At 67.0% G+C, this 22,429-nt stretch carries 23 protein-coding genes, 1 other RNA gene and 1 riboswitch; of the genes, 13 read left to right on the top strand and 11 right to left on the bottom strand.

Annotated features, from left to right (window positions below):
• Nucleotides 1-62: 62 nt before the first annotated feature.
• Entirely contained in the window at nt 63-1,004 is a 942-nt protein-coding gene (locus APZ15_RS00215) for a CysB family HTH-type transcriptional regulator (RefSeq protein ID WP_014896306.1), read from the bottom strand.
• Nucleotides 1,005-1,218: 214 nt separating this feature from the next.
• On the opposite strand from APZ15_RS00215, the gene APZ15_RS00210 reads away from it, so the two are divergent.
• From APZ15_RS00210 to cobA, 6 genes are all read left to right on the top strand, one after another.
• Nucleotides 1,219-2,898, top strand: coding sequence for a nitrite/sulfite reductase (locus APZ15_RS00210; protein WP_027786705.1), 1,680 nt, complete (start codon nt 1,219-1,221; stop codon nt 2,896-2,898).
• A 25-nt stretch (nt 2,899-2,923) separates the two neighbouring features.
• The gene (locus tag APZ15_RS00205; RefSeq protein ID WP_027786706.1) at nt 2,924-3,475 is read left to right on the top strand and encodes a DUF934 domain-containing protein; all 552 of its coding nucleotides are present in this window, start codon (nt 2,924-2,926) and stop codon (nt 3,473-3,475) included.
• Nucleotides 3,472-4,221, top strand: coding sequence for a phosphoadenylyl-sulfate reductase (locus APZ15_RS00200; protein ID WP_027786707.1), 750 nt, complete (start codon nt 3,472-3,474; stop codon nt 4,219-4,221). The genes APZ15_RS00205 and APZ15_RS00200 overlap by 4 nt, the downstream gene beginning before the upstream one ends.
• 76 nt (nt 4,222-4,297) lie before the next feature.
• Nucleotides 4,298-5,260 carry a sulfate adenylyltransferase subunit CysD gene (gene cysD / locus APZ15_RS00195; RefSeq protein WP_027786708.1) on the top strand — a complete coding sequence of 321 codons (963 nt, stop codon included), beginning with the start codon at nt 4,298-4,300 and terminating at the stop codon, nt 5,258-5,260.
• Nucleotides 5,261-5,282: 22 nt separating this feature from the next.
• A complete protein-coding gene (locus APZ15_RS00190; RefSeq protein WP_027786709.1) occupies nt 5,283-6,599 on the top strand; it encodes a sulfate adenylyltransferase subunit 1 in 1,317 nt (438 codons plus the stop codon).
• Nucleotides 6,600-6,685: 86 nt separating this feature from the next.
• Nucleotides 6,686-7,435 carry a uroporphyrinogen-III C-methyltransferase gene (cobA, locus tag APZ15_RS00185; protein WP_027786710.1) on the top strand — a complete coding sequence of 250 codons (750 nt, stop codon included), beginning with the start codon at nt 6,686-6,688 and terminating at the stop codon, nt 7,433-7,435.
• A gap of 106 nt (nt 7,436-7,541) precedes the next feature.
• On the opposite strand, the gene APZ15_RS00180 is transcribed toward cobA, so the two are convergent.
• The 3 genes from APZ15_RS00180 to lptF are packed head-to-tail and all read right to left on the bottom strand — an operon-like array spanning nt 7,542 to nt 10,196.
• Nucleotides 7,542-7,925 carry a sirohydrochlorin chelatase gene (locus APZ15_RS00180; protein WP_027786711.1) on the bottom strand — a complete coding sequence of 128 codons (384 nt, stop codon included), beginning with the start codon at nt 7,923-7,925 and terminating at the stop codon, nt 7,542-7,544.
• A 27-nt stretch (nt 7,926-7,952) separates the two neighbouring features.
• Entirely contained in the window at nt 7,953-9,101 is a 1,149-nt protein-coding gene (gene lptG, locus APZ15_RS00175; RefSeq protein WP_027786712.1) for an LPS export ABC transporter permease LptG, read from the bottom strand.
• A 3-nt stretch (nt 9,102-9,104) separates the two neighbouring features.
• Entirely contained in the window at nt 9,105-10,196 is a 1,092-nt protein-coding gene (lptF, locus tag APZ15_RS00170; protein WP_021160785.1) for an LPS export ABC transporter permease LptF, read from the bottom strand.
• 122 nt (nt 10,197-10,318) lie between these two features.
• On the opposite strand from lptF, the gene APZ15_RS00165 reads away from it, so the two are divergent.
• From APZ15_RS00165 to APZ15_RS00155, 3 genes are read left to right on the top strand one after another with little or no spacing between them, the layout of a single operon-like run.
• Nucleotides 10,319-11,830 carry a leucyl aminopeptidase gene (locus APZ15_RS00165; RefSeq protein ID WP_027786713.1) on the top strand — a complete coding sequence of 504 codons (1,512 nt, stop codon included), beginning with the start codon at nt 10,319-10,321 and terminating at the stop codon, nt 11,828-11,830.
• Between the two features lie 34 nt (nt 11,831-11,864).
• Entirely contained in the window at nt 11,865-12,281 is a 417-nt protein-coding gene (locus tag APZ15_RS00160; RefSeq protein ID WP_021160787.1) for a DNA polymerase III subunit chi, read from the top strand.
• Between the two features lie 25 nt (nt 12,282-12,306).
• Complete coding sequence (locus APZ15_RS00155) at nt 12,307-13,101, top strand: DUF2486 family protein (RefSeq protein ID WP_027786714.1); 795 nt, start codon at nt 12,307-12,309, stop codon at nt 13,099-13,101.
• 141 nt (nt 13,102-13,242) lie between these two features.
• Here the strand turns inward: APZ15_RS00155 and APZ15_RS00150 are convergent, their stop codons facing one another.
• Together APZ15_RS00150 and ilvD are read right to left on the bottom strand one after the other, a co-directional pair.
• Nucleotides 13,243-13,569 carry a c-type cytochrome gene (locus APZ15_RS00150; protein WP_027786715.1) on the bottom strand — a complete coding sequence of 109 codons (327 nt, stop codon included), beginning with the start codon at nt 13,567-13,569 and terminating at the stop codon, nt 13,243-13,245.
• A gap of 127 nt (nt 13,570-13,696) precedes the next feature.
• Nucleotides 13,697-15,370, bottom strand: coding sequence for a dihydroxy-acid dehydratase (gene ilvD / locus APZ15_RS00145; RefSeq protein WP_027786716.1), 1,674 nt, complete (start codon nt 15,368-15,370; stop codon nt 13,697-13,699).
• A gap of 135 nt (nt 15,371-15,505) precedes the next feature.
• On the opposite strand from ilvD, the gene APZ15_RS00140 reads away from it, so the two are divergent.
• Both APZ15_RS00140 and lgt read left to right on the top strand, forming a co-directional pair.
• Nucleotides 15,506-16,420, top strand: a complete 915-nt coding sequence (locus APZ15_RS00140; RefSeq protein ID WP_027786717.1) for a LysR family transcriptional regulator — start codon at nt 15,506-15,508, stop codon at nt 16,418-16,420.
• An 89-nt stretch (nt 16,421-16,509) separates the two neighbouring features.
• Nucleotides 16,510-17,400: a prolipoprotein diacylglyceryl transferase gene (lgt, locus tag APZ15_RS00135; RefSeq protein ID WP_027786718.1), complete on the top strand. Its 891-nt coding sequence runs from the start codon at nt 16,510-16,512 to the stop codon at nt 17,398-17,400.
• Between the two features lie 110 nt (nt 17,401-17,510).
• On the opposite strand, the gene APZ15_RS00130 is transcribed toward lgt, so the two are convergent.
• From APZ15_RS00130 to APZ15_RS00115, 5 genes are all read right to left on the bottom strand, one after another.
• Complete coding sequence (locus APZ15_RS00130; RefSeq protein ID WP_027786719.1) at nt 17,511-18,251, bottom strand: SIMPL domain-containing protein; 741 nt, start codon at nt 18,249-18,251, stop codon at nt 17,511-17,513.
• A 180-nt stretch (nt 18,252-18,431) separates the two neighbouring features.
• On the bottom strand, nt 18,432-18,893 hold the full coding sequence (locus APZ15_RS00125; RefSeq protein WP_021160795.1) for an EVE domain-containing protein: 462 nt from the start codon (nt 18,891-18,893) through the stop codon (nt 18,432-18,434).
• 71 nt (nt 18,894-18,964) lie between these two features.
• Nucleotides 18,965-19,146: non-coding RNA, 6S RNA (gene ssrS / locus APZ15_RS38410), on the bottom strand.
• Nucleotides 19,147-19,227: 81 nt separating this feature from the next.
• Complete coding sequence (locus APZ15_RS00120) at nt 19,228-19,542, bottom strand: cell division protein ZapA (protein WP_011352906.1); 315 nt, start codon at nt 19,540-19,542, stop codon at nt 19,228-19,230.
• On the bottom strand, nt 19,539-19,889 hold the full coding sequence (locus APZ15_RS00115) for a hypothetical protein (protein WP_021160796.1): 351 nt from the start codon (nt 19,887-19,889) through the stop codon (nt 19,539-19,541). Before APZ15_RS00115 ends, APZ15_RS00120 begins: the two co-directional genes overlap by 4 nt.
• A gap of 154 nt (nt 19,890-20,043) precedes the next feature.
• Nucleotides 20,044-20,297: riboswitch (cobalamin riboswitch) on the top strand.
• Between the two features lie 283 nt (nt 20,298-20,580).
• On the opposite strand from APZ15_RS00115, the gene APZ15_RS00110 reads away from it, so the two are divergent.
• A complete protein-coding gene (locus APZ15_RS00110; protein WP_027786720.1) occupies nt 20,581-21,579 on the top strand; it encodes a FecCD family ABC transporter permease in 999 nt (332 codons plus the stop codon).
• A complete protein-coding gene (locus tag APZ15_RS00105; RefSeq protein ID WP_027786721.1) occupies nt 21,576-22,391 on the top strand; it encodes an ABC transporter ATP-binding protein in 816 nt (271 codons plus the stop codon). The genes APZ15_RS00110 and APZ15_RS00105 overlap by 4 nt, the downstream gene beginning before the upstream one ends.
• The last annotated feature ends 38 nt before the right edge of the window (nt 22,392-22,429 follow it).

Raw genomic sequence — 22,429 nt, 5'->3', positions numbered from 1 at the left:
CTCCGTCGGGCAACGAAAAGGGGCGCGGTTCAGATTCGCGCCCCTGTGTTTATACAGGCCGGTCAAAGCTCGTACGATTCGGATTCGCCCTTGAGCGCCTGTTCGATCAGCTTGCGGTTCAGCGTCGGCGACAGCAGTTCGACGAGCGTATACACATAGCTGCGCAGGTAGGCGCCCTGCTTGAGCGCGACACGCGTCACGTTGCTGCCGAACAGGTGGCCGACCGGGATCAGCCGCAGGTTGCGGTCGCGCTCGGGATTGAACGCGATGTCGGCCATGATCCCGACGCCCAGGCCGAGCTCGACGTAGGTCTTGATCACGTCGGCGTCGATCGCCTCGAGCACGATGTCCGGCGACAGCCCGCGCAGCGCGAACGCATGGTTGATCTTCTTGCGGCCCGCGAACGCGTCGTCGTACGTGATCAGCGGGTACTGGGCGAGATCGTCGAGCGTGACCGGCTTGCGTTCGAGCAACGGGTGGTCGGCCGGCACGACGGCCGCGTGATGCCACTGGAAGCAGGGCAGCGACACGAGCTCCTTGTAGTCGGAGATCGCCTCGGTCGCGATCGCGAGATCGGCCTGGTCGTGGATCACCATCTCGGCTACCTGCGTCGGGCTGCCTTGCAGGATCGACAGGTGCACCTTCGGAAAGCGCTTCTTGAATTCGGCGATCGCGGCCGGCAGCGAGTAGCGGGCCTGCGTGTGGGTCGCGGCGATGGTCAGGTTGCCCTGATCCTGTGCTGCGTAATCTTTCCCGACCCTTTTAAGGCTTTCAACCTCCTGAAGAATCCGCTCGACCGACGCGAGGATGATCCTGCCCGGCTCGGTGAGCGAGCGCACGCGCTTGCCGTGCCGCGTGAAGATCTCCACGCCGAGCTCGTCCTCGAGCTCGATGATCGCCTTCGATACCCCCGGTTGCGACGTGTAGAGCGCCTTGGCGGCCTCGGTGAGGTTGAAATTCTGCCGGACGGCCTCGCGCACGAAGCGAAATTGGTGCAGGTTCATTTATAACCCTTCCGCATATCAACAGAATTTTTTAGTCGTTTGAAATATAAGGCGAGTTTATTACGATTCACCGGAGTTTTTCAAATATGGATATCTGTTTTCGTCATTAGCAATCCAGCCGCCAGCGGTTGGGGGCGGTGACGGCGGAACGGAGATTCGGGCGCGACGTGGCTAGGACGTCGCGCGGTCACCACGAAAACCCTGGGGTCCCCGAATGTATCAGTACGACCAATACGACCAGACGATCGTCGACGAGCGTGTCGCGCAGTACCGCGATCAGGTGCGCCGCCGGCTGTCGGGCGAGTTGAGCGAAGAAGAATTCCGTCCGCTGCGCCTGCAGAACGGCCTGTACATGCAGCGCCACGCGTACATGCACCGCATCGCGATTCCGTACGGCAACCTGCGCAGCGACCAGCTCCGGATGCTGGCGCGCATCGCCCGCGAACACGACCGCGGCTACGGCCACTTCTCGACCCGCTCGAACATCCAGTTCAACTGGATCCAGCTCGAGGAAACGCCCGAGATCCTCGCGAAGCTCGCGTCGGTGCAGATGCACGGCATCCAGACGTCGGGCAACTGCATCCGCAACATCACGGCCGACCAGTTCGCCGGCGTCGCCCAGGACGAAGAGATCGATCCGCGCCCGTGGTCGGAAATCCTGCGCCAGTGGTCGACGTTCCATCCCGAATTCGCGTGGCTGCCGCGCAAGTTCAAGATCGCGGTGTCGGGCTCGAAGGACGACCGCGCGGCCGTGCAGATTCACGACCTCGGCGTGTACCTGAAGAAGAACGCGCAGGGCGAAGTGGTCGCGAGCATCCTCGCGGGCGGCGGCCTCGGCCGTACGCCGATCATCGGCGCGGTGATCAAGGAAGACCTGCCGTGGCAGCACCTGCTGACCTACTGCGAAGCCGTGCTGCGCGTGTACAACCGCTACGGCCGCCGCGACAACCTGTACAAGGCGCGCATCAAGATCCTCGTGAAGGCGCTGTCGCCCGCGAAGTTCGCGCAGCAGGTCGAGGAAGAGTGGCAGCACCTGAAGGACGGCCCGTCGACGCTCACGCAGGCGGAAGTCGATCGCGTGTCGCAGTACTTCCAGCCGCCCGTCTACGAGAAGCTGGCCGATACCGATGCATCGTTCGAACAGCACCTGCTCGAGAACAAGGCGTTCGCGCGCTGGGTCGAGCGTAACGTCGCACCGCACAAGGTGGCCGGCTATGCGGCCGTCACGCTGTCGCTGAAGGATCACCGCATCGCGCCGGGCGATGCGACCGACCAGCAGATGGACCTGGTGGCCGACTGGGCCGACGCCTACTCGTTCGGCGAGCTGCGCGTGTCGCACGAGCAGAACCTGATTCTCGCGAACGTGAAGAAGCGCGACCTGTTCGAGGTCTGGGAAAAGGCGAAGGCGGCCGGTTTCGCGACGCCGAACATCGGCCTGCTGACCGACATCATCGCGTGCCCGGGCGGCGACTTCTGCTCGCTCGCGAACGCGAAGTCGATCCCGATCGCGCTGGCGATCCAGCAGCGTTTCGACGATCTGGACTACGTGTACGACCTCGGCGACCTGTCGCTGAACATTTCCGGTTGCATGAACTCGTGCGGTCACCACCACGTCGGCAACATCGGCATCCTCGGCGTCGACAAGGACGGCGCCGAGTGGTACCAGGTGTCGCTCGGCGGCGAGCAGGGCACGGGCCGCAACGGCGCGCGCCTCGGCCGCGTGATCGGGCCGTCGTTCTCGGCGGAGGAAGTGCCCGACGTGATCGCGAAGCTGATCGACACGTTCGTCGAATCGCGCGTCGACGGCGAGCGCTTCGTCGACACGTACGACCGCATCGGCATCGCGCCGTTCAAGGAGCGCGTGTATGCGGCGCGCCAGGCAGTGAACGCGTAACCAACCGGGTAGAAGGAATTAGCAGATGGCTTCGATTATCAAGAACCGCGCAGTGATCGACGATGCATGGCAGGTCGTGCGCGCGGCGGAAGACGGTGCACTGCCCGCGGTCGACGCGTTGCCGGCCGGCAAGGTGCTGGTGCCGTTCGCGTTGTGGCAAGCCGAGCGCGCGGCGCTCGTCGCCGCGAAGACGAAGGACGAGCTCGGCGTGTGGCTCGCACCGGACAGCGAGCCGGCCGATCTCGTGGCCGACTTCGGCGCGATTTCGCTGGTCGCCGTCGACTTCCCGCGCTTCGCGGACGGTCGCGGCTACAGCATCGCGCGCCTGCTGCGCGAGCGCCACGGCTGGACGGGCGAACTGCGCGCGATCGGCGACGTGCTGCGCGACCAGTTGCTGTACATGTCGCGTTGCGGCTTCGACGCATTCGCGGTGCGCGCCGACAAGGACATCCACGACGCGCTGAACGCGTTCACGGAATTCACGCAGCGTTATCAGGGCGCGTTCGACCAGCCCGAACCGCTGTTCCGCCGCCGTGCCGCGGCGGCCGGCGTGGCGCAAGCGAAGGTGGGCGCATGAGCACCGCCGCCGCCACCGCGCTGAGCCCGGAACTCGCCGCGAAGGTCGAGCGCCTCGACGCGCTGCTCGCGCAGATCGGTGCGCGTCACGAGAAGGTGAAGTTCGCGAGCAGTCTCGCGGCGGAAGACATGCTGCTGACGCACGCGATCCTGTCGAAGGGCGTCCGGATCGGCATCTTCTCGCTGAACACGGGCCGCCTGCACGCGGAAACGCTCGGCATGATCGACCGCGTGCGCGAGCGCTACGGCTACGAGATCGAGCAGTTTCACCCGCAGCAGGACGCGGTCGACCAGTACGTCGCCGAGCACGGCCTGAACGCGTTCTACGAAAGCGTCGAGCTGCGCAAGTCGTGCTGCCACATCCGCAAGGTCGAGCCGCTGAATCGCGCGCTGGCCGACGTCGGGGCATGGGTCACGGGCCAGCGCCGCGAGCAGTCGGTCACGCGTGCCGAGCTGCACGAGGAAGAGCAGGACGAAGCGCGCGGGATCGCGAAGTACAACCCGCTCGCCGACTGGACGGAAAGCGACGTGTGGGCGTACCTTAACGCGTTTGACGTGCCGGTGAACCCGCTGCATGCGCGCGGCTATCCGAGCATCGGCTGCGAGCCCTGTACGCGGGCGATCCGCCCCGGCGAGGACAGCCGCGCGGGCCGCTGGTGGTGGGAGTCGCGCGACACGAAGGAATGCGGCCTGCACATCACGATCACGCCGATTCCCGCGGACGCCGTTGCCGGCGCCACGCACTGAAAGCCTGACAAGAAACTGAATATTGCGCCGCCCGCGACAGCGGGCGGCACGAACCCAGAAGAGAAGGACTGAAATCATGAGCACGACGCTCGAGCAATCCGCCTTTGCCCCGCCCGCCGGTGCCGACAAGCGCATGGGCCACCTCGACTGGCTCGAAGCCGAGTCGATCCACATCCTGCGCGAACTGGTCGCCGAATGCAGCAAGCCGGCGCTGTTGTTCTCGGGCGGCAAGGATTCGGTCGTCGTGCTGCATCTGGCACTGAAGGCGTTCGGCCTCGGCGCGAACCGCAAGACGACGCTGCCGTTCCCGCTCGTGCACATCGACACGGGCCACAACTACGAAGAAGTGATCGACTTCCGCGATCGCCGCGCGAAAGAACTCGGCGCCGAGCTGGTCGTCGGTCACGTCGAGGATTCGATCAAGCGCGGCACGGTCGTGCTGCGCCGCGAAACCGATTCGCGCAACGCCGCACAGGCCGTCACGCTGCTCGAGACGATCGAACAGCACGGCTACACGGCGCTGATCGGCGGTGCGCGCCGCGACGAAGAGAAGGCGCGCGCGAAGGAGCGGATCTTCTCGTTCCGCGACGAATTCGGCCAGTGGGACCCGAAGGCGCAGCGCCCGGAACTGTGGAGCCTGTACAACGCCCGCCTGCACAACGGCGAGCACCTGCGCGTGTTCCCGATCTCGAACTGGACGGAACTCGACGTGTGGCAGTACATCGCGCGCGAGAACCTCGAACTGCCGTCGATCTACTACGCGCACCAGCGCGAGATCGTGCGCCGCAACGGCCTGCTCGTGCCGGTCACGCCGCTCACGCCGATGCGTGACGGCGAGACGAGCGAGCTCGCGCAGGTGCGCTTCCGTACCGTGGGCGACATCAGCTGCACGTGCCCGGTCGAGAGCGACGCGGACGACGTCGAGAAGATCATCGCCGAGACGGCGGTGACCGAGATCACCGAGCGCGGCGCGACCCGGATGGACGACCAGGCCTCCGAAGCCGCGATGGAACAGCGCAAGAAGCAAGGTTATTTCTGAAGCACACGAGGACATTCACATCATGAGCATCATCGAGAACACCGAAGACCTCGGCGTGTTGCGCTTCATCACCGCAGGCAGCGTCGACGACGGCAAGAGCACGCTGATCGGCCGCCTGCTGTACGACAGCAAGGCCGTGCTGTCCGACCAGCTGTCCGCGCTGTCGCGCGCGAAGAACAAGCGCACGGTCGGCGACGAGCTCGACCTCGCGCTCCTGACCGACGGTCTCGAAGCCGAGCGCGAGCAGGGCATCACGATCGACGTCGCGTACCGCTACTTCGCGACCGCGAAGCGCAAGTTCATCATCGCCGATACGCCGGGCCACGAGCAGTACACGCGCAACATGGTGACGGGCGCATCGACCGCGCACGCGGCGATCATCCTGATCGACGCGACGCGCGTGACGGTCGAGAACGGTGTCGCCGACCTGCTGCCGCAGACCAAGCGTCACAGCGCGATCGTCAAGCTGCTCGCGCTGCAGCACGTGATCGTCGCGATCAACAAGATGGACCTCGTCGACTACAGCGAAGCGCGCTTCAACGAGATCCGCGACGCGTACGTCACGCTGGCGAAGCAGCTCGGCCTCACCGACGTGCGTTTCGTGCCGGTGTCGGCGCTGAAGGGCGACAACATCGTCGGCGCGAGCGAACGCATGCCGTGGTACGCGGGCGAACCGCTGCTCGACGTGCTCGAATCGCTGTCGGTCGAGACGCAGGCGCATGACGCGCTGCGCTTCCCGGTGCAGTGGGTTGCGCGCCAGGACGGCAGCTCGGCCGACGATTTCCGCGGCTACATGGGCCGTATCGAGTCGGGCGAAGTGAAGGTCGGTGACGAGATCGCCGTGTTGCCGTCGAACCGCACGGCAACGGTCGCCGAGATCGTCGCGCCGGTGCCGGGCGGCACCGCGTCGGTCGCGCACGCGTTCGCGGGCCAGACCGTGACGATCCGCCTCGCGGAAGACGTCGACGTGTCGCGCGGCGACATGTTCGTCACCTCCGGCGAGCCGGTTGCACCGGCGAAGAAGCTCGAAGCCGATCTGTGCTGGTTCGACGAGACGCCGCTGTCGCCGCAGCGCAAGTACCTGCTGAAGCAGACCACCAGCACGGTGTTCGCGAAGATCGGTGGCGTCAAGCAGGTGCTCGACGTGCACACGCTGTCGCATGCGACCGACCGTCACGACCTGAAGATGAACGACATCGGCCGTGTCGCGCTGACGCTGCAGAAGCCGATCGTCTGCGACACGTACGACGCGCATCCGGGTACCGGGGCGTTCGTGCTGATCGACGAGGCGACGCATCACACGGTCGCCGCGGGCATGATCCGGGCGTTCTCGGCGTAATCGTCAATCTGCGCGGCAAACCGCGCTGCCACACGGCGGCGCGGGCCGTATGCAAACGTCCGCACGGACGAAGCGAAGCGACAAACATGGGCAAGGTGTATCTGATCGGAGCAGGGCCGGGCGCGGCGGACCTCATCACGGTGCGCGGCGCGCGGCTGCTCGCGCAGGCGGACGTCGTGCTGCACGACGCGCTCGTCGAGCCCGCGATGCTCGACTATGCGCCGAACGCGCACCGGATCGCGGTCGGCAAGCGCTGCGGGCAGCGCTCGACCGCGCAGCACTTCATCAACAAGCAGATCGTCGATGCGGCGCGCGAGCACGCGTGCGTCGTGCGGCTCAAGGGCGGTGACCCGATGCTGTTCGGTCGTGCCGAAGAGGAGATGCGCGCGCTGGAAGCGGCCGGCATCGACTACGAGGTCGTGCCGGGCATCACCGCGGCACTGGCCGGCGCGGCGACGCTGAAGCGTTCGTTGACGCTGCGCGGCGTGTCGCGCAGCGTCGCGTTCGCGACGCACAGCCGCGCGCCGGGCAGCGACGAGATCCGCGAAGCCGCGCGCGCCGATTCGATCGTGTACTACATGGGCCGCGACAGCGCGCCCGGCATCGCGCAGGAGCTGATCGACGCAGGCCGAGCGCCGGCGACGCCCGTGGCGATCGTCGAGGCGTGCAGCACCGCGCGCGAGCGCACGCTGACGCTGACGCTCGCGCAGATGGCGGCGGGCGACGCGCAGGCGTGGCTCGATCCCGCGGAACCGAGCCTGCTGATGATCGGCGATGCGTTCGCCGAGCGCGCCGGACAGGCGAAAGAGGGCGATTCGCTGCGAAATGCGGCCTGAGCGGGGCGGCCTGAGCGGGATCCCGCCGCAGTCCGAAACAAAAAAAGCGCCGGCTTCATCAAGCCGGCGCTTTTTCTTTGTGCACGCTAACCGCTAACCGCGCGGCTTACGCGTTGCCGTCGATCTGGTCGATACAGTAGCGCGCGATCGCGTCGAGCACGCCGTCGTCTTCGCCGACGGCCGTCGCGCAACGGATCTCGATGCCCGGATGCGCGGCGCGGCACGCATCGACGAGTTGCGGCAGATCGCGGCGGACATGGCCGCCCTGGCCGAAGAACACGGGCACCACGGTGATGTGCGAGCAGCCGGCCGCGACCTGCGCGGCGACCGCGTCACCGAGCGTCGGCGTCATCAATTCTAGGAACGCGAGCGACACGTGGGCCGCGGGGGAGGCGGCGCCGCGCAGCCGCGTGGCGAGCCGCTCGAACGGCTCGGCCCAGCGCGGGTCGCGGGCGCCGTGACCAAACAGGACGATGCCGTGCGAACTCATGTCGAAGCCTCCGTCGTGACGCGGCGCTCAGTGCCGGTCGACCCACTTGAGCGCGAACAGGCCGAGCGCGAGATAGATCAGGCCCGGCGTTGCGGCAGTGAGCGGCGCGGGCCACGTGTTCAGCGTGCCGATGTGCGAGAACAGCGTGTTGAGGAGCTGGAAGCTCATGCCGAGCATGATGCCGCCGAACACCTTCACGCCGACCACGCCAGCCCGCGTGTGCAGGTAAGCGAACGGCAGCGACAGCACGAGCATCACGAACACGGCGAACGGATACAGCAGCTTGCGCCACAGTGCGATGTCGTAGCGCTGGGTGTCCTGCTGGTTCTCGCGCAAGTGCTGGATGTAGCGGAACAGGTTGATGAGCGACATGCGCTCCGGCGACACGAGCAGCACCGACAGGATCTGCGGCGTCAGGTCCGAACGCAGCCGGTATTCGGGCAGCGATACCTGCTGCGACCGGTACACCGGGTTGAGCGCGTCGGCCGGCTGGCCGCTGATCGGCTTGATCGGCGTCAGCTCGGTCTCGGAGACGCCTTTCAGCAGCCAGTGGCCGGGCGGCTCGTAGCGCCCCGTCTGCGCGATCCGCACGTTCTGCAGCTGGAATTTCGAGTCGAATTCGTAGATGCGCACGTTGCTGATCGTCGAGTCGGGCGACAGGCTGCCGACGTTGACGAAACGCGTGACCTGCTCGCCGTTTTCGCGGGCCGCGAGCGTGTCCTTCACCCACACGCCCGACTGGAAGTTCGACGATACCGATGCGCCGAGCGCCTGCAGCCGCACGCGCTCGGACAGCTGATCGGCGTACGGGCCGACGAATTCGCCGATCAGGTAGGTGACGATCACGAGCGGAATGCCGATCTTCAGCAGCGAGCGCAGCGCCTGGTTGGTCGCGAGACCCGACACGCGGAAGATCGTGAATTCCGAGTTCGCGGCCATCTGCGCGAACACGTAGATCGCGCTGATCAGCGCGGCGACCGGGATGATCTCGTAGAAGCGCGACGGGGTCTGCAGCGCGACGCGCAGCACTGCGTAGCCGAACTTGTAGTTGCCGTGCCCGACCGAGTTCAGTTCGCTGATCAGGTCGAAGAAGAAGAACAGGCCCGAGAACGCGAACAGGATGAAGACGAACGTGACGTAGATCTGTCGCGCGAAGTACTTTTCATAGAGCCGCATCGATCATGCTCCCGAGCGGCCGAACAGCGCGCGTGTAAACAGCGGACGATTGCGCACGCGCAACCAGAAGATGAACGCGACGATCGCGGCGACGACGAGGTGCAGGCCGACCAGGCCGACGCCGAACGACATCTTGCCCTGCTCGATCTGCGCCTGCACGACGTTCAGCAGGTTCGAGTACGTGAGGTAGATCAGCACGGCCATCACGAGGTTGATCGTGCGGCTGCGGCGCGGGTTCTGGTACGACAGCGGAATGCCGAGCACCAGCAGGTTGATCGCGATCAGCGGCAGCCCCGCGCGCCACGCGAATTCCGCGAGGTTGTCGCGCGTCGGGTTGCGCAGCAGGTCCGGCGTCGGCGTGCTGTTCGTGGTCGGCACGTTGGTGACCGGCGTGCTCGTGATCTTCACGCCGTAGCGCTCGAACTCCATGATCTTGAAGTTCGGCTGGCCGGGCGTGCCGTCGTAGCGGCGGCCGTCTTCCAGGACGACGAAGCGGCTGCCGTCGCGCGTTTCCGTGTGACCCGTCTGCGATACGACCACGTTGACCTTGCCGTTCTCGGTCGACGTGACGAACACGTTCTGCACCTTGCTCTGGTCGGGCGTCATCTTCTCGATGAAGAACACGCGGTGGTTCGTGGCCGACTCGCGGAACTGGCCCGGCGCGAGCAGCGAGATCTCGTCGCGTTGCTGGAAGCGTGCCTTGATCATCTTGCTTTGCTGGTTCGACCACGGCCAGCCGACGAACGCGAAGAAGGCGATCAGCAGGATGATCGGCGTGGCGAACACGCCGATCGGCTTGATGAGGCGCGTGAGGCTTACGCCCGACGCGAGCCACACGACCATTTCGGAGTCCCGGTACCACCGGGTCAGCACGAACAGGATCGACACGAACAGCGTGACGACGAGCATCACGGCGAGGTAGCCGATCACGGTGAGGCCGATCAGCACGAGGACGTCCCGCGGATCGATTTCACCGGACGCGGCGTAACCGACGATGCGGATCATCATCGTCGTGAGCATGATCGTGAGCAGCACCATGAACACGGCGCCAGCCGTATACGCAAGCTCGCGCTGGAGGGAGCGTTCGAAGATCATTCTTGATGAGAAGAGGGCGGGAGGCTGCGCACGCGTAGCGGAGCGCTCGCGCCGCCACGGGAAAAATAGCGGATAATTGCGGCTTTCATCCTTAGCCCAGATTTTATCCGAGGACAAGCGCGATGGACTTTAGCATAAAAGGCTGTGATTGGAGCAAAGGCGAGGCGAAGGGGTTCCTGACCGGGAAGTCCGATTGCATCGTGCTCGGCATCTTCGAGGCGCAGACCCTCTCGGGCGCGGCGCTCGACATCGACACGGCCACCAAGGGACTGATTTCGCGCGTGGTGAAGGCCGGCGACATGGACGGCAAGCGCGGCAAGACGCTGTTCCTGCACGAAGTGTCGGGCATCGGCGCGTCGCGCGTGCTGCTCGTCGGCCTCGGCAAGCAGGATGCTTTCAACCAGAAAGCCTATAACGACGCAGCGACGGCCGCGTGGCGCGCGCTGCTGGCGACCAAGGTCGTCCAGGTCACGTTCACGCTCGCGCAACTGCCGGTCGACGAGCGCAGCTCCGACTGGGGCGTGCGTGCGGCGATTCTCGCGCTGCGCAACGAGACCTACCGCTTCACGCAGATGAAGAGCAAGGCGGAACCGGCGTCGCACACGCTCAAGCGCGTCGTGTTCAGCGTCGATCCGTCCGACGAAAAGGCCGCGAAGGTCGCGGTCAAGCAGGCCGTCGCGCTCGCGAACGGGATGGATCTCACCCGCGACCTCGGCAACCTGCCGGGTAACGTCTGCACGCCGACCTACCTCGGCAACACCGCGAAGAAGATCGCGAAGGATTGGGGCCTGAAGGCGGAAGTGCTCGGGCTAAAGCAGATCCAGGCGCTGAAGATGGGCTCGTTCCTGTCGGTCGCGCGCGCGTCGGTCGAGCCGCCGCAGTTCATCGTGCTGCACTACCAGGGCGCCGCCGCGAAGGCCGCGCCGGTCGTGCTGGTCGGCAAGGGCATCACGTTCGACACGGGCGGCATCTCGCTGAAGCCGGGCGAGGGCATGGACGAGATGAAGTACGACATGTGCGGCGCCGGTTCGGTGCTCGGTACGATGCGTGCGGTCGCCGAGATGGGCCTGAAGATCAACGTCGTCGCGATCGTGCCGACCTGCGAGAACATGCCGGGCGGCAACGCGACGAAGCCGGGCGACATCGTCACCAGCATGAAGGGCCTGACGATCGAGGTGCTGAACACCGACGCCGAAGGGCGCCTGATCCTGTGCGACGCGCTCACGTATGCCGAGCGCTTCAAGCCGGCCGCCGTGATCGACGTCGCAACGCTGACGGGCGCGTGCGTGATCGCGCTGGGCGGCCACAACAGCGGCCTGTTCTCGACGAACGACGCGCTCGCGGGCGAACTGCTCGACGCGTCGCGCGAGGCGAACGACCCGGCATGGCGCATGCCGCTCGACGACGAGTACCAGGATCAGCTGAAGTCGAACTTCGCGGATCTCGCGAACATCGGCGGGCGCCCGGCCGGCGCCGTGACCGCCGCGTGCTTCCTGTCGCGCTTCACCGACAGCTATCCGTGGGCCCACCTCGACATCGCGGGCACCGCGTGGAAGGGCGGTGCGGCGAAGGGGGCGACGGGCCGTCCGGTGCCGTTGCTCGCGCAGTTCCTGATCGACCGCGCCGGCCAGTGATGGCGGTGTTGACGACGCTGCGGGTAGGCGGGCAATGACGCGGATCGATTTCCACTCGAACGTCGGCGATTCGCTCGCATACGCGTGCCGGCTGCTGCGCAAGGCCTACCAGGCCGGGCAGCCGGTCGTCGTGCTCGCCGAGCCCGCGCGCCTGCGCGCGCTCGACGAGCGGCTCTGGACGTTCTCGCCGCTCGATTTCATCCCGCATTGCGGTGTCGACAGCGAGCACGCAGCCGGCACGCCGATCGTGCTGGCCGCGGATCTCGACCGCGCACCGCATCATCACGTGCTGCTGAACCTCGGCGCGGCCGTGCCTGCGCAGTTCGCCCGCTTCGAGCGCCTGCTCGAAGTGGTCGGCAACGCGCCGGACGAGCTGGCCGCGGGCCGCGACCGCTACCGGTTCTACCGCGACCGCGGATACGCGCTGAACAACTACAAGCAGGGCAGCTAGCCGCAACCGTCGACGGAGTGTTCCCGTGACAGAAGCCGATTCATCCTCGATCCCGACGCTGACCGACGTGCTGGTGCCGGGCAAGCCGGTGCCGGCGCGCGCGCCCGCGCCCGACGCTCCGCAGCCGCCCGCCGGCGCGGCGATTCCGGTGCTGACCGACGTGGTCGCGCCACGCACCACGGGTGCGGCGCCGGCCGATTCCATGCCCGCCGCACTCGACCCCGATTCCGTCGTGGTCGAACCCGTGCCGACGCCGCACGTGCCGGCGGTCGAACTGCCCGGAGACGAGGCGGTGGTGACTGCGACTGTCGTCGCCGCCGCGCTTGGCGAGACCGATGCGCCGGCGGAGCCCGGCGCCGCGGAGCACGTGGTTGCCGAAGACTCGGCGGCGATGAGTGCGCCGCTGCGCTCGTCGCTGGCCGACGACGATGTGCTGCCGCATGCGTTCGCCGCGGTGGCGCGTGAGGCTGTCGGGCACGCGCGTGAAGCGCACATGCCGGAGGCCGTCGCACCGGCCGCCGCAGTGGCCGCAGCGGCCGCTGCGCCGCAGCAGGATGCGCAGGCCGTGGCCGGGCTGACGCCGGAAGATGCCCAGCACATCGCCGAGCGCCTGCGCAATCGCCTGACGAACTATCTGACCGGGGAAGGGCGCGACGCCATCGAGGCCCGTTGTCGCGACGCGCTGCATGAGCATTCGGCCTGGCTGGTCGGCCAGATCACGCGCGAAGTGGCGCTGGCGCTGGAAACCGAGGTGATGGACTGGGTTCGCGACGCGGTCGACGAAGAAATCGCACGCCGCCGCGCCGGTCATGCCGGTTGAGTGCGCGACCGTTCAGGTGAAAAACAGGGTGCGATTCCAGTAAGGGCCGGCCAAGCGGCCGGCGAGGTGCGGATCAGCCTCGGCGGGCCCGCCTGCCGGCGGAACCCCGCGCGACGGCGGTTTACGCCCGTTGCGCCCGGATCAGCGCACCGACAGCGCCCATTGCGCGAGCGTGTGGGCTTCGGCGCTCGTCAGTTGCGTATTGGCGGGCATCGGCACACTGCCCCATACGCCGACGCTGCCTTTCACGATCGATTGGGCGAGGTAATCGACGGCGTCGCCGCGCGCCGCATACTTGCCGGCGATGTCGCGGAACGACGGGCCCATCAGCGGCTTGCCGATCGCGTGGCAGGCCATGCAGTTCTTGCGCTGGGCAAGCGCGAGCCCGTCGGCCTGGTCGGCGCGCGCCGCCGCCCCGCTGCCGATCAGCAGCGTGGCGAGCAGGACGCGCAATATCGAGTGTTTCATGCGGTTCTCCGCCGGCGGGGACGGCCGGCTTCATGACCCGCGCATTATAAAAGCAAAGGGAAAGCGCGTTTTGCGCGTTCCCCCGGCGGCCCTGCTTAACGGGGTCGCATGCGGCGATGCACCCGTGTCAACCCGTGACGGCACCCTGGTTCGCGGGCCGGGCGAGGGCCGCGAATTTCGCGAGCACGCCTCGCGTGTAGCGCGGTGCCGGCTGTTGCCACGCGGCGCGGCGGCGCGTGAGTTCCGTGTCGTCCACGTTCAACTGCAGCAGCAGCCGGTGCGCGTCGATCGTGATCGAGTCGCCTTCCTGCACGAGCGCGATCGTGCCGCCGACGAACGCCTCCGGTGCGACATGGCCGACCACCATGCCCCAGGTGCCGCCCGAGAAGCGGCCGTCGGTGATGAAGCCGACCGATTCGCCGAGCCCCTTGCCGATGATCGCGGACGTCGGTGCGAGCATTTCGGGCATGCCGGGGCCACCCTTCGGGCCGAGATAACGCAGCACGAGGATGTCGCCTGCCTGGATCCGGTCGCCGAGAATCGCATCCATCGCGCTCTGCTCGTCGTCGAACACGCGCGCCGGGCCCGTGATCACGGGGTTCTTCAGGCCGGTGATCTTCGCGACCGCGCCGTCTTCCGCGAGATTGCCTTTCAGGATCGCAAGATGGCCTTCCTTGTACAGCGCGCGGTCGATCGGGAAGATCACGTCCTGGTCCGCGCGCGGCACGGCGGGCACGTCCTTCAGTTCGTCGGCGATCGTGCGGCCGGTGATCGTCATGCAGTCGCCGTGCAGCAGCCCCGCGTCGAGCAGGATCTTCAGCACCTGCGGAATCCCGCCGGCCCGGTGCAGGTCGGTCGCGACGTACTTCCCCGACGGCTTGAGGTCGCAGATCACGGGCACGCGCTTGCGGATGCGCTCGAAGTCGTCGATCGTCCAGTCGACCTCGGCCGCGTGCGCAATCGCGAGATAGTGCAGCACTGCATTGGTCGAACCGCCCGTCGCCATGATTACCGACACCGCGTTCTCGATCGATTCCTTCGTGATGATGTCGCGCGGCTTCAGGTCGCGCTTCACGGCCTCGACCAGCACGCGCGCCGACTCGGCGGCCGAATCGACTTTCTCCTGGTCGGGGTTGGCCATCGTCGACGAGTACAGCAGCGACATCCCGAGCGCCTCGAACGACGAACTCATCGTGTTCGCGGTGTACATCCCGCCGCACGAACCCGACGTCGGGCATGCGTTCTGCTCGACCCCTTCGAAATCCTCCTGCGACATCCGGCCCGCGGTGAATTCGCCGACGGCCTCGAACGACGAGACGATCGTCAGGTCCCGGCCTTTCCAGTTGCCGGGGCGGATCGTGCCGCCGTACACGTAGATGCCCGGCACGTTCAGGCGCGCGAGCGCGATCATCCCGCCCGGCATGTTCTTGTCGCAACCGCCGACGACGACCACGCCATCCATCCATTGCCCCTGCACGCAGGTCTCGATGCAGTCGGCGATCACCTCGCGCGACACGAGCGAGTACTTCATGCCTTCGGTGCCCATCGACATGCCGTCCGAAATCGTCGGCGTGCCGAAGATCTGCGGGTTCGCATCGGAGGCCTTCACGGCCGCGACGGCTGCATCCGACAGGCGCTGCAGGCCCGAATTGCACGGCGTGATCGTCGAATGGCCGTTCGCGATGCCGATCATCGGCTTGTCGAAATCGTCCTTCTGGTAACCGAGCGCGTAATACATCGAGCGATTCGGCGATCGGGCCACGCCTTGCGTGATGTGCCTCGAGCGGCGGTTGTAAGCCATGGGGGACTCCATCGTTGTCTGGGCGGCGCCGGTGAACGGCGCGCCGGTTCGGATCAGTCAAGCATGGAGTTTCCGGATTGGGATGTCCAATATATTATTTGTCGCCTATTAAGTCGTTTCCTGAATGAAAGACGCATGGCTGATCCGACTCCCGACCTGCGCCAGTGGCGCTATTTCGCGACCGTTGCGGACGAGCGCCATTTCGGCCGCGCGGCCGAACGCCTGTCGATGACGCAGCCGCCGCTGTCGCAGGCGATCCGCGCGCTCGAGGACACGCTCGGCGTCGCGCTGTTCGTGCGCAGCAAGCGTTCGGTGGCGCTGACGGCGGTCGGGGCCGCGCTGTTGCCCGATGTGCGCCGGCTGCTTGCGTCGGCCGATGCGTTGCCGCCGTTGGCGCGACGGCTCGCGCGCGGCGAGGCCGGCTCGTTGTCGCTCGCGTTCGTGTCGACCGCCGATTACGGGCTGCTGCCTTCGCTGCTGCGTGCGTTCGGCGCGCGTTATCCGCAGGTGCGCCTGCAACTCGCGGAGGCGACGAGCGACGTGCAGATCGACGAACTCGTCGCTGGCCGCATCGACGCGGGGCTCGTCATTCCGCCCGTGCCGCCGCGCCACGCGGCCGGGCTGTCGTACCTGCCCGTCCTGCGCGAGCCGCTGGTGATCGCGATGCCGGCGGCCGCGAGCGACGCGCCTGAAGACGAGCCCGTCCATCTCGCGGAAGTCGCCGCGTTGCCGCTCGTGATCTTTCCGCGTCGTTTGGCGCCCGGCTTTTATGACATCATTACGGGCTGCTACGGCGCGGCGGGGGAAACCCCGTGCATCGGCCAGGAGGCGATCCAGATGCAGACGATCGTCAGCCTCGTGTCGGCCGGCATGGGCGTCGCACTGGTGCCGCAATCGCTGCGTAACCTGCGGCGCACCGGCGTGGTCTACCGGCCGCTCGCCGGTCACGCGCCGGTCGTCGAGACGGGCCTCGTGTGGCGTTCCGGCGACGTGAGCCCCGTGCTGGCCGGCTTCCTCGACGTCGTGCGCGCGCAGGGGCTCGCCCCGTGACGTGAACGATGGCGCGCCGGTGCCGTCCAACGCGCGGTGCTGCGCGTGTGCGACGGCCGCACCGCATTCGAAAACTTCTTCGCTAACCCATGATCATTCACCCGAATTTCGACCCCGTTGCGATCCATCTCGGGCCGCTGGCCGTGCGCTGGTACGGGCTCATGTATCTCGTCGGCTTCATCGCGGCGATCGTCGTCGGCCGGATCCGCCTGAAGCTGCCGCACGTCGCGGCGCAGGGCTGGACCGTGAAGGACATCGACGACATGATGTTCTACGGCGTGCTCGGCACCGTGCTCGGCGGCCGCCTCGGCTACGTGCTGTTCTACAAGGCCGATTTCTACTTCTCGCATCCGCTCGACGTGTTCAAGGTGTGGGAGGGCGGCATGTCGTTTCACGGCGGCTTCCTCGGTGTGACGCTCGCGATGGCGCTGTTCGCGTGGCAGCGCAAGCGCCATTGGCTGCAGGTCACCGATTTCGTCGCGCCGATGGTGCCGACGGGGCTCGCGGCCGGGCGGCTCGGCAACTTCATCAACGGTGAACTGTGGGGCCGCGTGACCGATCCGTCCGCACCGTGGGCGATGCTGTTCCCGGGTGCGATGCGCGACGATGCGGCATGGTTGCCGAAGCATCCGGAACTCGTCGAGAAGTGGCATCTCGCCGACGTGTTCATGCAATACCAGATGCTGCCGCGTCATCCTTCGCAGCTCTATGAAATTGCGCTCGAAGGCATCGTGCTGTTCTTCGCGCTGTTCTTCTTTGCGCGCAAGTCGCGGCCGATGGGCGCCGTGTCCGCGCTGTTCCTGATCGGCTACGGCCTCGCACGCTTCACGGTCGAGTTCGCGCGCGAGCCCGACGACTTCCTCGGCCTGCTCGCGCTCGGCCTGTCGATGGGGCAGTGGCTGTCGCTGCCGATGATCATCGCGGGTATCGCGTTGATGGTCTGGGCGTATCGCCGCCGCGCGGCGAATGCCGTTGCGTGATGTGATGGCGATGCACGCGCGATCGACGCGTGCATCGGCCCACGCATTGAAATGAAAAACGCCGGCCTTCGGGCCGGCGTTTTTCATTTCGGACTGCCGCGCGCTGCGCGTTACTTCATCTGCACGGAACCGTTGACGGTGACCGACACGGTGGCCTTGCCGCCTTCGACCGCGATCGGTGCGCTCATCTTTGCGCTGTCCATCGGTGCCGCGGCCATCGCCATCATGCGCGGATACGGCTGCACGTTGCGGCCGCTGCCGACGTTCACGTCGCGGATCGTGTAGCTGCTGTAGCCGAATGCCTTCGCGGCTTCGTCCGCGCGGGCGCGGAACGACTTGATCGCTTCGGTCGTCAGCTTCTGCTCGGCTGCGCGCTGCGCTTCGGGCGACAGCGAGAACTCGACGTTCGCGACCTGCATCAGGTTCGACAACTGGCCGGCCAGCTTCGACGCCGCGGCGAAATCGCGCGATTCGAGCGCGACCTCGGTGCGGCCGCGCCATGCGGAAATCTTGCCGTCGCGATCGGTGCTCGGATAGACGGAGAATGCGCCCGTGTGTGCCGTGACGCCCGATACGCTTTTCGCTTGCGACAGGGCGGCATCGGCGCGCTGGTTCAACTGCGCGGTGAGGCTGCCCGGATCCTTGGCCTGCTGCTCGTAGAACAGCGTGATGTGGATGATGTCCTGCGGCACGTCGGCGCTGGCTTGCGATGACAGCGACAGCACGCCTGCCGGCTCCGGAAAGTGCGGGTTCGCGGCCTGCGCGTGCGCGGCGGGTGACGCGAGCGTCAGCGCGACGGGAACGGCGGCGGCAAGGGCGAGCGACAGCGCGAGTGCGGATTTCTTGGTCATTGTTGGACTCCTTGTGCGAGGGCGCGCACGCGGATCACGCGTGCGCGACGCGGGCGTACCGCGCGACGAAAAAACGACGGCCGGCTCGATCGGCCGGCAGCGGTTGCTTAGGCCGCGCGAAAGTGCCGCGAGTTCCGTGGCGGCGGCGCGTACTGACCAGATTTGACGTTTGGCGTGCGCCTACTTCATCAGCTTTTCGGTGATGAACCGCCATTCGGCACGCGTGACGGGCGTGATCGACAGCCGGTTGCCGCGTGCGAGCACGCGCATGTCGGCGAGTTCGTCGTGTTCGCGCAGCGCGGCGAGCGGCACGAGCGGCGATTTTTTCACGTAGCGCACGTCGACGAGCAGCCAGCGCGGCGCTTCCCGGGTCGACTTCGGATCGTAATAGGGGCTTTTCGGATCGAACTGCGTGGGGTCGGGGTAGGGCGTCGACGATACTTCGGCGAGGCCCGCGATGCCCGGCTCGGGGCAGCTCGAGTGATAGAACAGCACACCGTCGCCGATCTTCATCGTGTCGCGCATGAAATTGCGCGCCTGATAATTGCGCACGCCGGTCCACGGCAGCGAGCGCTGCGGTGCGTTGGCGAGATCGTCGATGCTTGCTTCGTCCGGTTCGGACTTCATCAGCCAGTATTGCATGGATCGTGATCGACGCAGAAAGAGGCTGCTACAAAAGAAAACGGCACCGGGCTTCGCCCGATGCCGTTGGATAGGCCCCCGCCTTGGCCGCTAGGCCGGCATCCTGAACCTGAGGTTCAGAATTGGTCGCAGTTAGCAGCACTTCGGGTACATCAGACAGAGTGACGCGCGCGCCCGTGCTACAAATTTCCGCAACCGTGCACATGGCATTGGTTCAAGGAATATATGACCTTGGCGAACCAGGCAGGGAAGCTGACTGAACTGTGATTCGATGCGCCAATTTGACCACCGTTGATCGCCGAGATCAAGGGGAATCGACGCATCGATTAAAACGTTACTGCGTCTCGTGCTGTGCGAGCACCGCGCCGAGCTGTTCGTTCATCTGGTGCATTGTACGACGGATTTCCTCCGCCGGAAATGCTTCACCGTGCCGCACGCTCGTTTGCAGCCGCAGCAATTCGGAAGCGAGCGACAGCGCCGCCATCACGGCGATGCGATCGGTGCCGCGTACCGAGCTGTTCGAGCGGATTTTCGACATTTCGGCGTCGACGCGCGCGACCGCTTCGAGCAGTGCCGCTTCGGTCTCGGCCGAGCAGGCGAGCCGATAGGCCTGACCGAGAATCGAGACTTCGATCTGCTTGGTGCTCATGCATGTTCTCCGTGGCTGGCCGCGTCATCGCCATCCGTACGCGCCTGCGCATCCAGCAGGTCGAGCTGGTTGTCGGCTTGCTCCGCACTTTTCGAGCGCGGCAGCTTTTCGAGAATCGCGTTCAGTTTCACCTGGGCGTCGTCGATCTTTGCCGACAGCGTGTCGCGCTCGGCCGCGAGCGCATTGCGTTCGTCGCGCAGTTGCGCGAGTTCCGCGCGGACCGTGTCCGCGTCCGCGCGCAATTGCGCGACCTGCTCCTCGAGCGCGAGCCGTTCCGAGTGATAGCGCTTGTTCAGCGAAATCAGACGGCCAATATTTTGAGATAGGGTTTCGAGTTCGTTGAGCATTTGCTGCGTCCTCTAAAGACCCAGCATTTTAGCGCGGAATAACGCGCAAACCGACATCTGTAACGTTTCCAGTCGTAACACCCCTGCTTCTTGCCGCGAATCGGCGCGTCACGTGCGTGTCCGGATGCTTCCTTGACGCTCGTGCGACCCGCTCCTAAACTGGCGCCGCCTCGGTGCTCGCGCGTGCAACGCGCGGTTAAACGGGAAGCAGGGCGCGGGCTCCGCCAGGAAGCCGCCAACCTGCGCTGCCCCCGCAACGGTAAGCGGCCGCGTTGCATGACGCAGGCCGGCTCGGGCGCGTTCCGCATGCACGTTTCGCATGCGGACGCGGGCCACTGCGCGTTTTCGCGCGGGAAGGCGAGCCGGACCGCCGCCAGCCCGGATACCGGCCGAGGCGGGGAGCCCGCACGGGCTTCGTGACGCGCGGCCTGCGGGGAAGCGGGGCGCGCAGTGCTTCACGGGATTGATCTTCGATGCTGACCCCAATCGTCGGCGGCGCCGATTTCTGCCATCTTGATGACGTTCTCGAACCGGGCGACCGCCGGGAGGTCGCCGCGCGCGTCGATCACCTGACCGCAAGGACCACGAGCTTGGGTATGCCTGCAACACGCTGCACTGCGCCGATGTCGCGCCCGGCCCGCAGCGGTAGCGCACCGATGCGCGCAGTGTCGTCCGTCGCGCGGAGGGCCGCATGAGCGCCGCGCGCGCCACCGCGATCTGGGCCGCATTGGCCGCGGCGGTCGCGTTGCTGTTCGTCGCGTCGCTGTCGATCGGCAGCGTGCCGATGTCGCCGTGGCAGGCGCTCGCGTCGCTCGTGCCGCATGGCGGCGACGCGCTGTTCGCCGACATCGTCCGCACGCTGCGCCTGCCGCGCGCGCTCGCGGGCTTCGCGTGCGGTGCGCTGCTCGCGCTGGCCGGCTCGTTGTTGCAGGTGCTGCTGCGCAACCCGCTCGCCGATCCGTACGTGCTCGGCGTGTCCGGCGGTGCGGCCGGCTTCGCGCTCGTCGCGATGATCGCGGGCGGCGCATGGTGGCTCGTCGATGTGTCGGCGTTCGCCGGCTCGCTCGTGTCGGTCGCGCTCGTGCTCGGACTCGCGCGCCGCGAGTTGGGGCGCGGCGAGGCGCGCGATGCGTCGCCGCGGCTGCTGCTCACGGGCGTCGTGATCGCGGCGGGGTGGGGCGCGCTCGTCACGCTGCTGCTGTCGCTCGCGCCCGATGCGCGGCTGCGCGGCATCATCTTCTGGCTGACGGGCGACCTGAACGGCGTGAGCACACCGTGGTTCGCGTGGGGCGCGCTGCTGCTGGCCGCGTGCATCGCACTGCCGGCCGCGCCGCAACTGAACGTGCTGCTGCGCGGCGATGCGACGGCGCTCGCGCTCGGCGTGCCCGTCGCGCGCCTGCGTGTGCGGATCTATCTCGTCGCGTCGCTGGCCGCCGCGGCCGCAGTGACGACCGCCGGCACGATCGGCTTCGTCGGCCTCGTCGTGCCGCACGCGCTGCGGCTCGCATTCGGCAACGACCAGCGGATGTTGCTGCCGGCCGCGATGCTCGCGGGCGGCGGTGGCGTGATGGCCGCCGACCTGCTCGCACGCACCGCGATCGCGCCCGCGCAACTGCCGGTCGGCGTGATGACCGCGTTGATCGGCGTGCCGGTGTTCCTGTGGATGTTGCTCAGGAGGCCGATGCGATGACCCGTGCCGCATTGCGCGCCAGCGGCGACGAGATGAGCTGCGCGGCCGTCGGCCTGACGCTGAAGGCTGGCGCGCGCACGCTGCTCGACGGCTTCACGCAGGCGTTCCGTCCGGGCGAGATCTGGTGCGTCGCGGGGCCGAACGGCGCGGGCAAGACGACGCTGCTGGCGACCCTCGCGGGGCTGCAGCCGCCGGCCGGCGGACACGTCGCGATCGACGGCCGGCCGCTTTCCGCATGGCCGCCCGCGCAGCTCGCGCAGCGCCGCGCGCTGATGCCGCAGCAACTGCACGACGCATTCAGCGCGACCGTGTTCGATACGGTCTTGCTCAACCGCTTTCCGTATCTCGGCGGCTGGGGCTGGGAGCGCGACGGCGACCGCGCGGCCGCGCGCGACGCGCTGGCGACCTTCGACCTGACCGCGCTTGCGTCGCGCGACGTGCTGTCGCTGTCGGGCGGCGAGCGGCAGCGCGTCGCGCTGGCCGCGACGCTGTGTCAGGACGCGCCGTTGATGCTGCTCGACGAACCGCTCGCGCATCTCGACCTCCATCACCAGATCGATTGCCTGACCGCGCTGGCCGCCTGGCTCGACGCGGGCCCGCGCGCGGTGCTGTTCTCGTGCCATGATCTGAACCTCGCGCGGCGTTTCGCGACGCATGCGCTGTTGCTCGACGGCCGTGGCCACGCGTGGGCCGGCCCCGTGCACGACGTGCTGACACCCGAGCGCGCGAGCGACGCGTTCGGTTATCCGCTCGTGCTGATCCGCGAGAACGGCCGCGATGCGCTGCTGCCGGCGTGGCCCGAGCGACAATGACGTTTCCTTTTCCGATGCGCGGTGCACGCCGCGCCCAC

The organism is Burkholderia cepacia ATCC 25416 (assembly GCF_001411495.1).
Taxonomy (GTDB): Bacteria; Pseudomonadota; Gammaproteobacteria; order Burkholderiales; family Burkholderiaceae; genus Burkholderia; species Burkholderia cepacia.
Note: the sequence above shows the minus strand (reverse complement) of the source record. Positions and strands in the feature narration are given on the sequence as shown.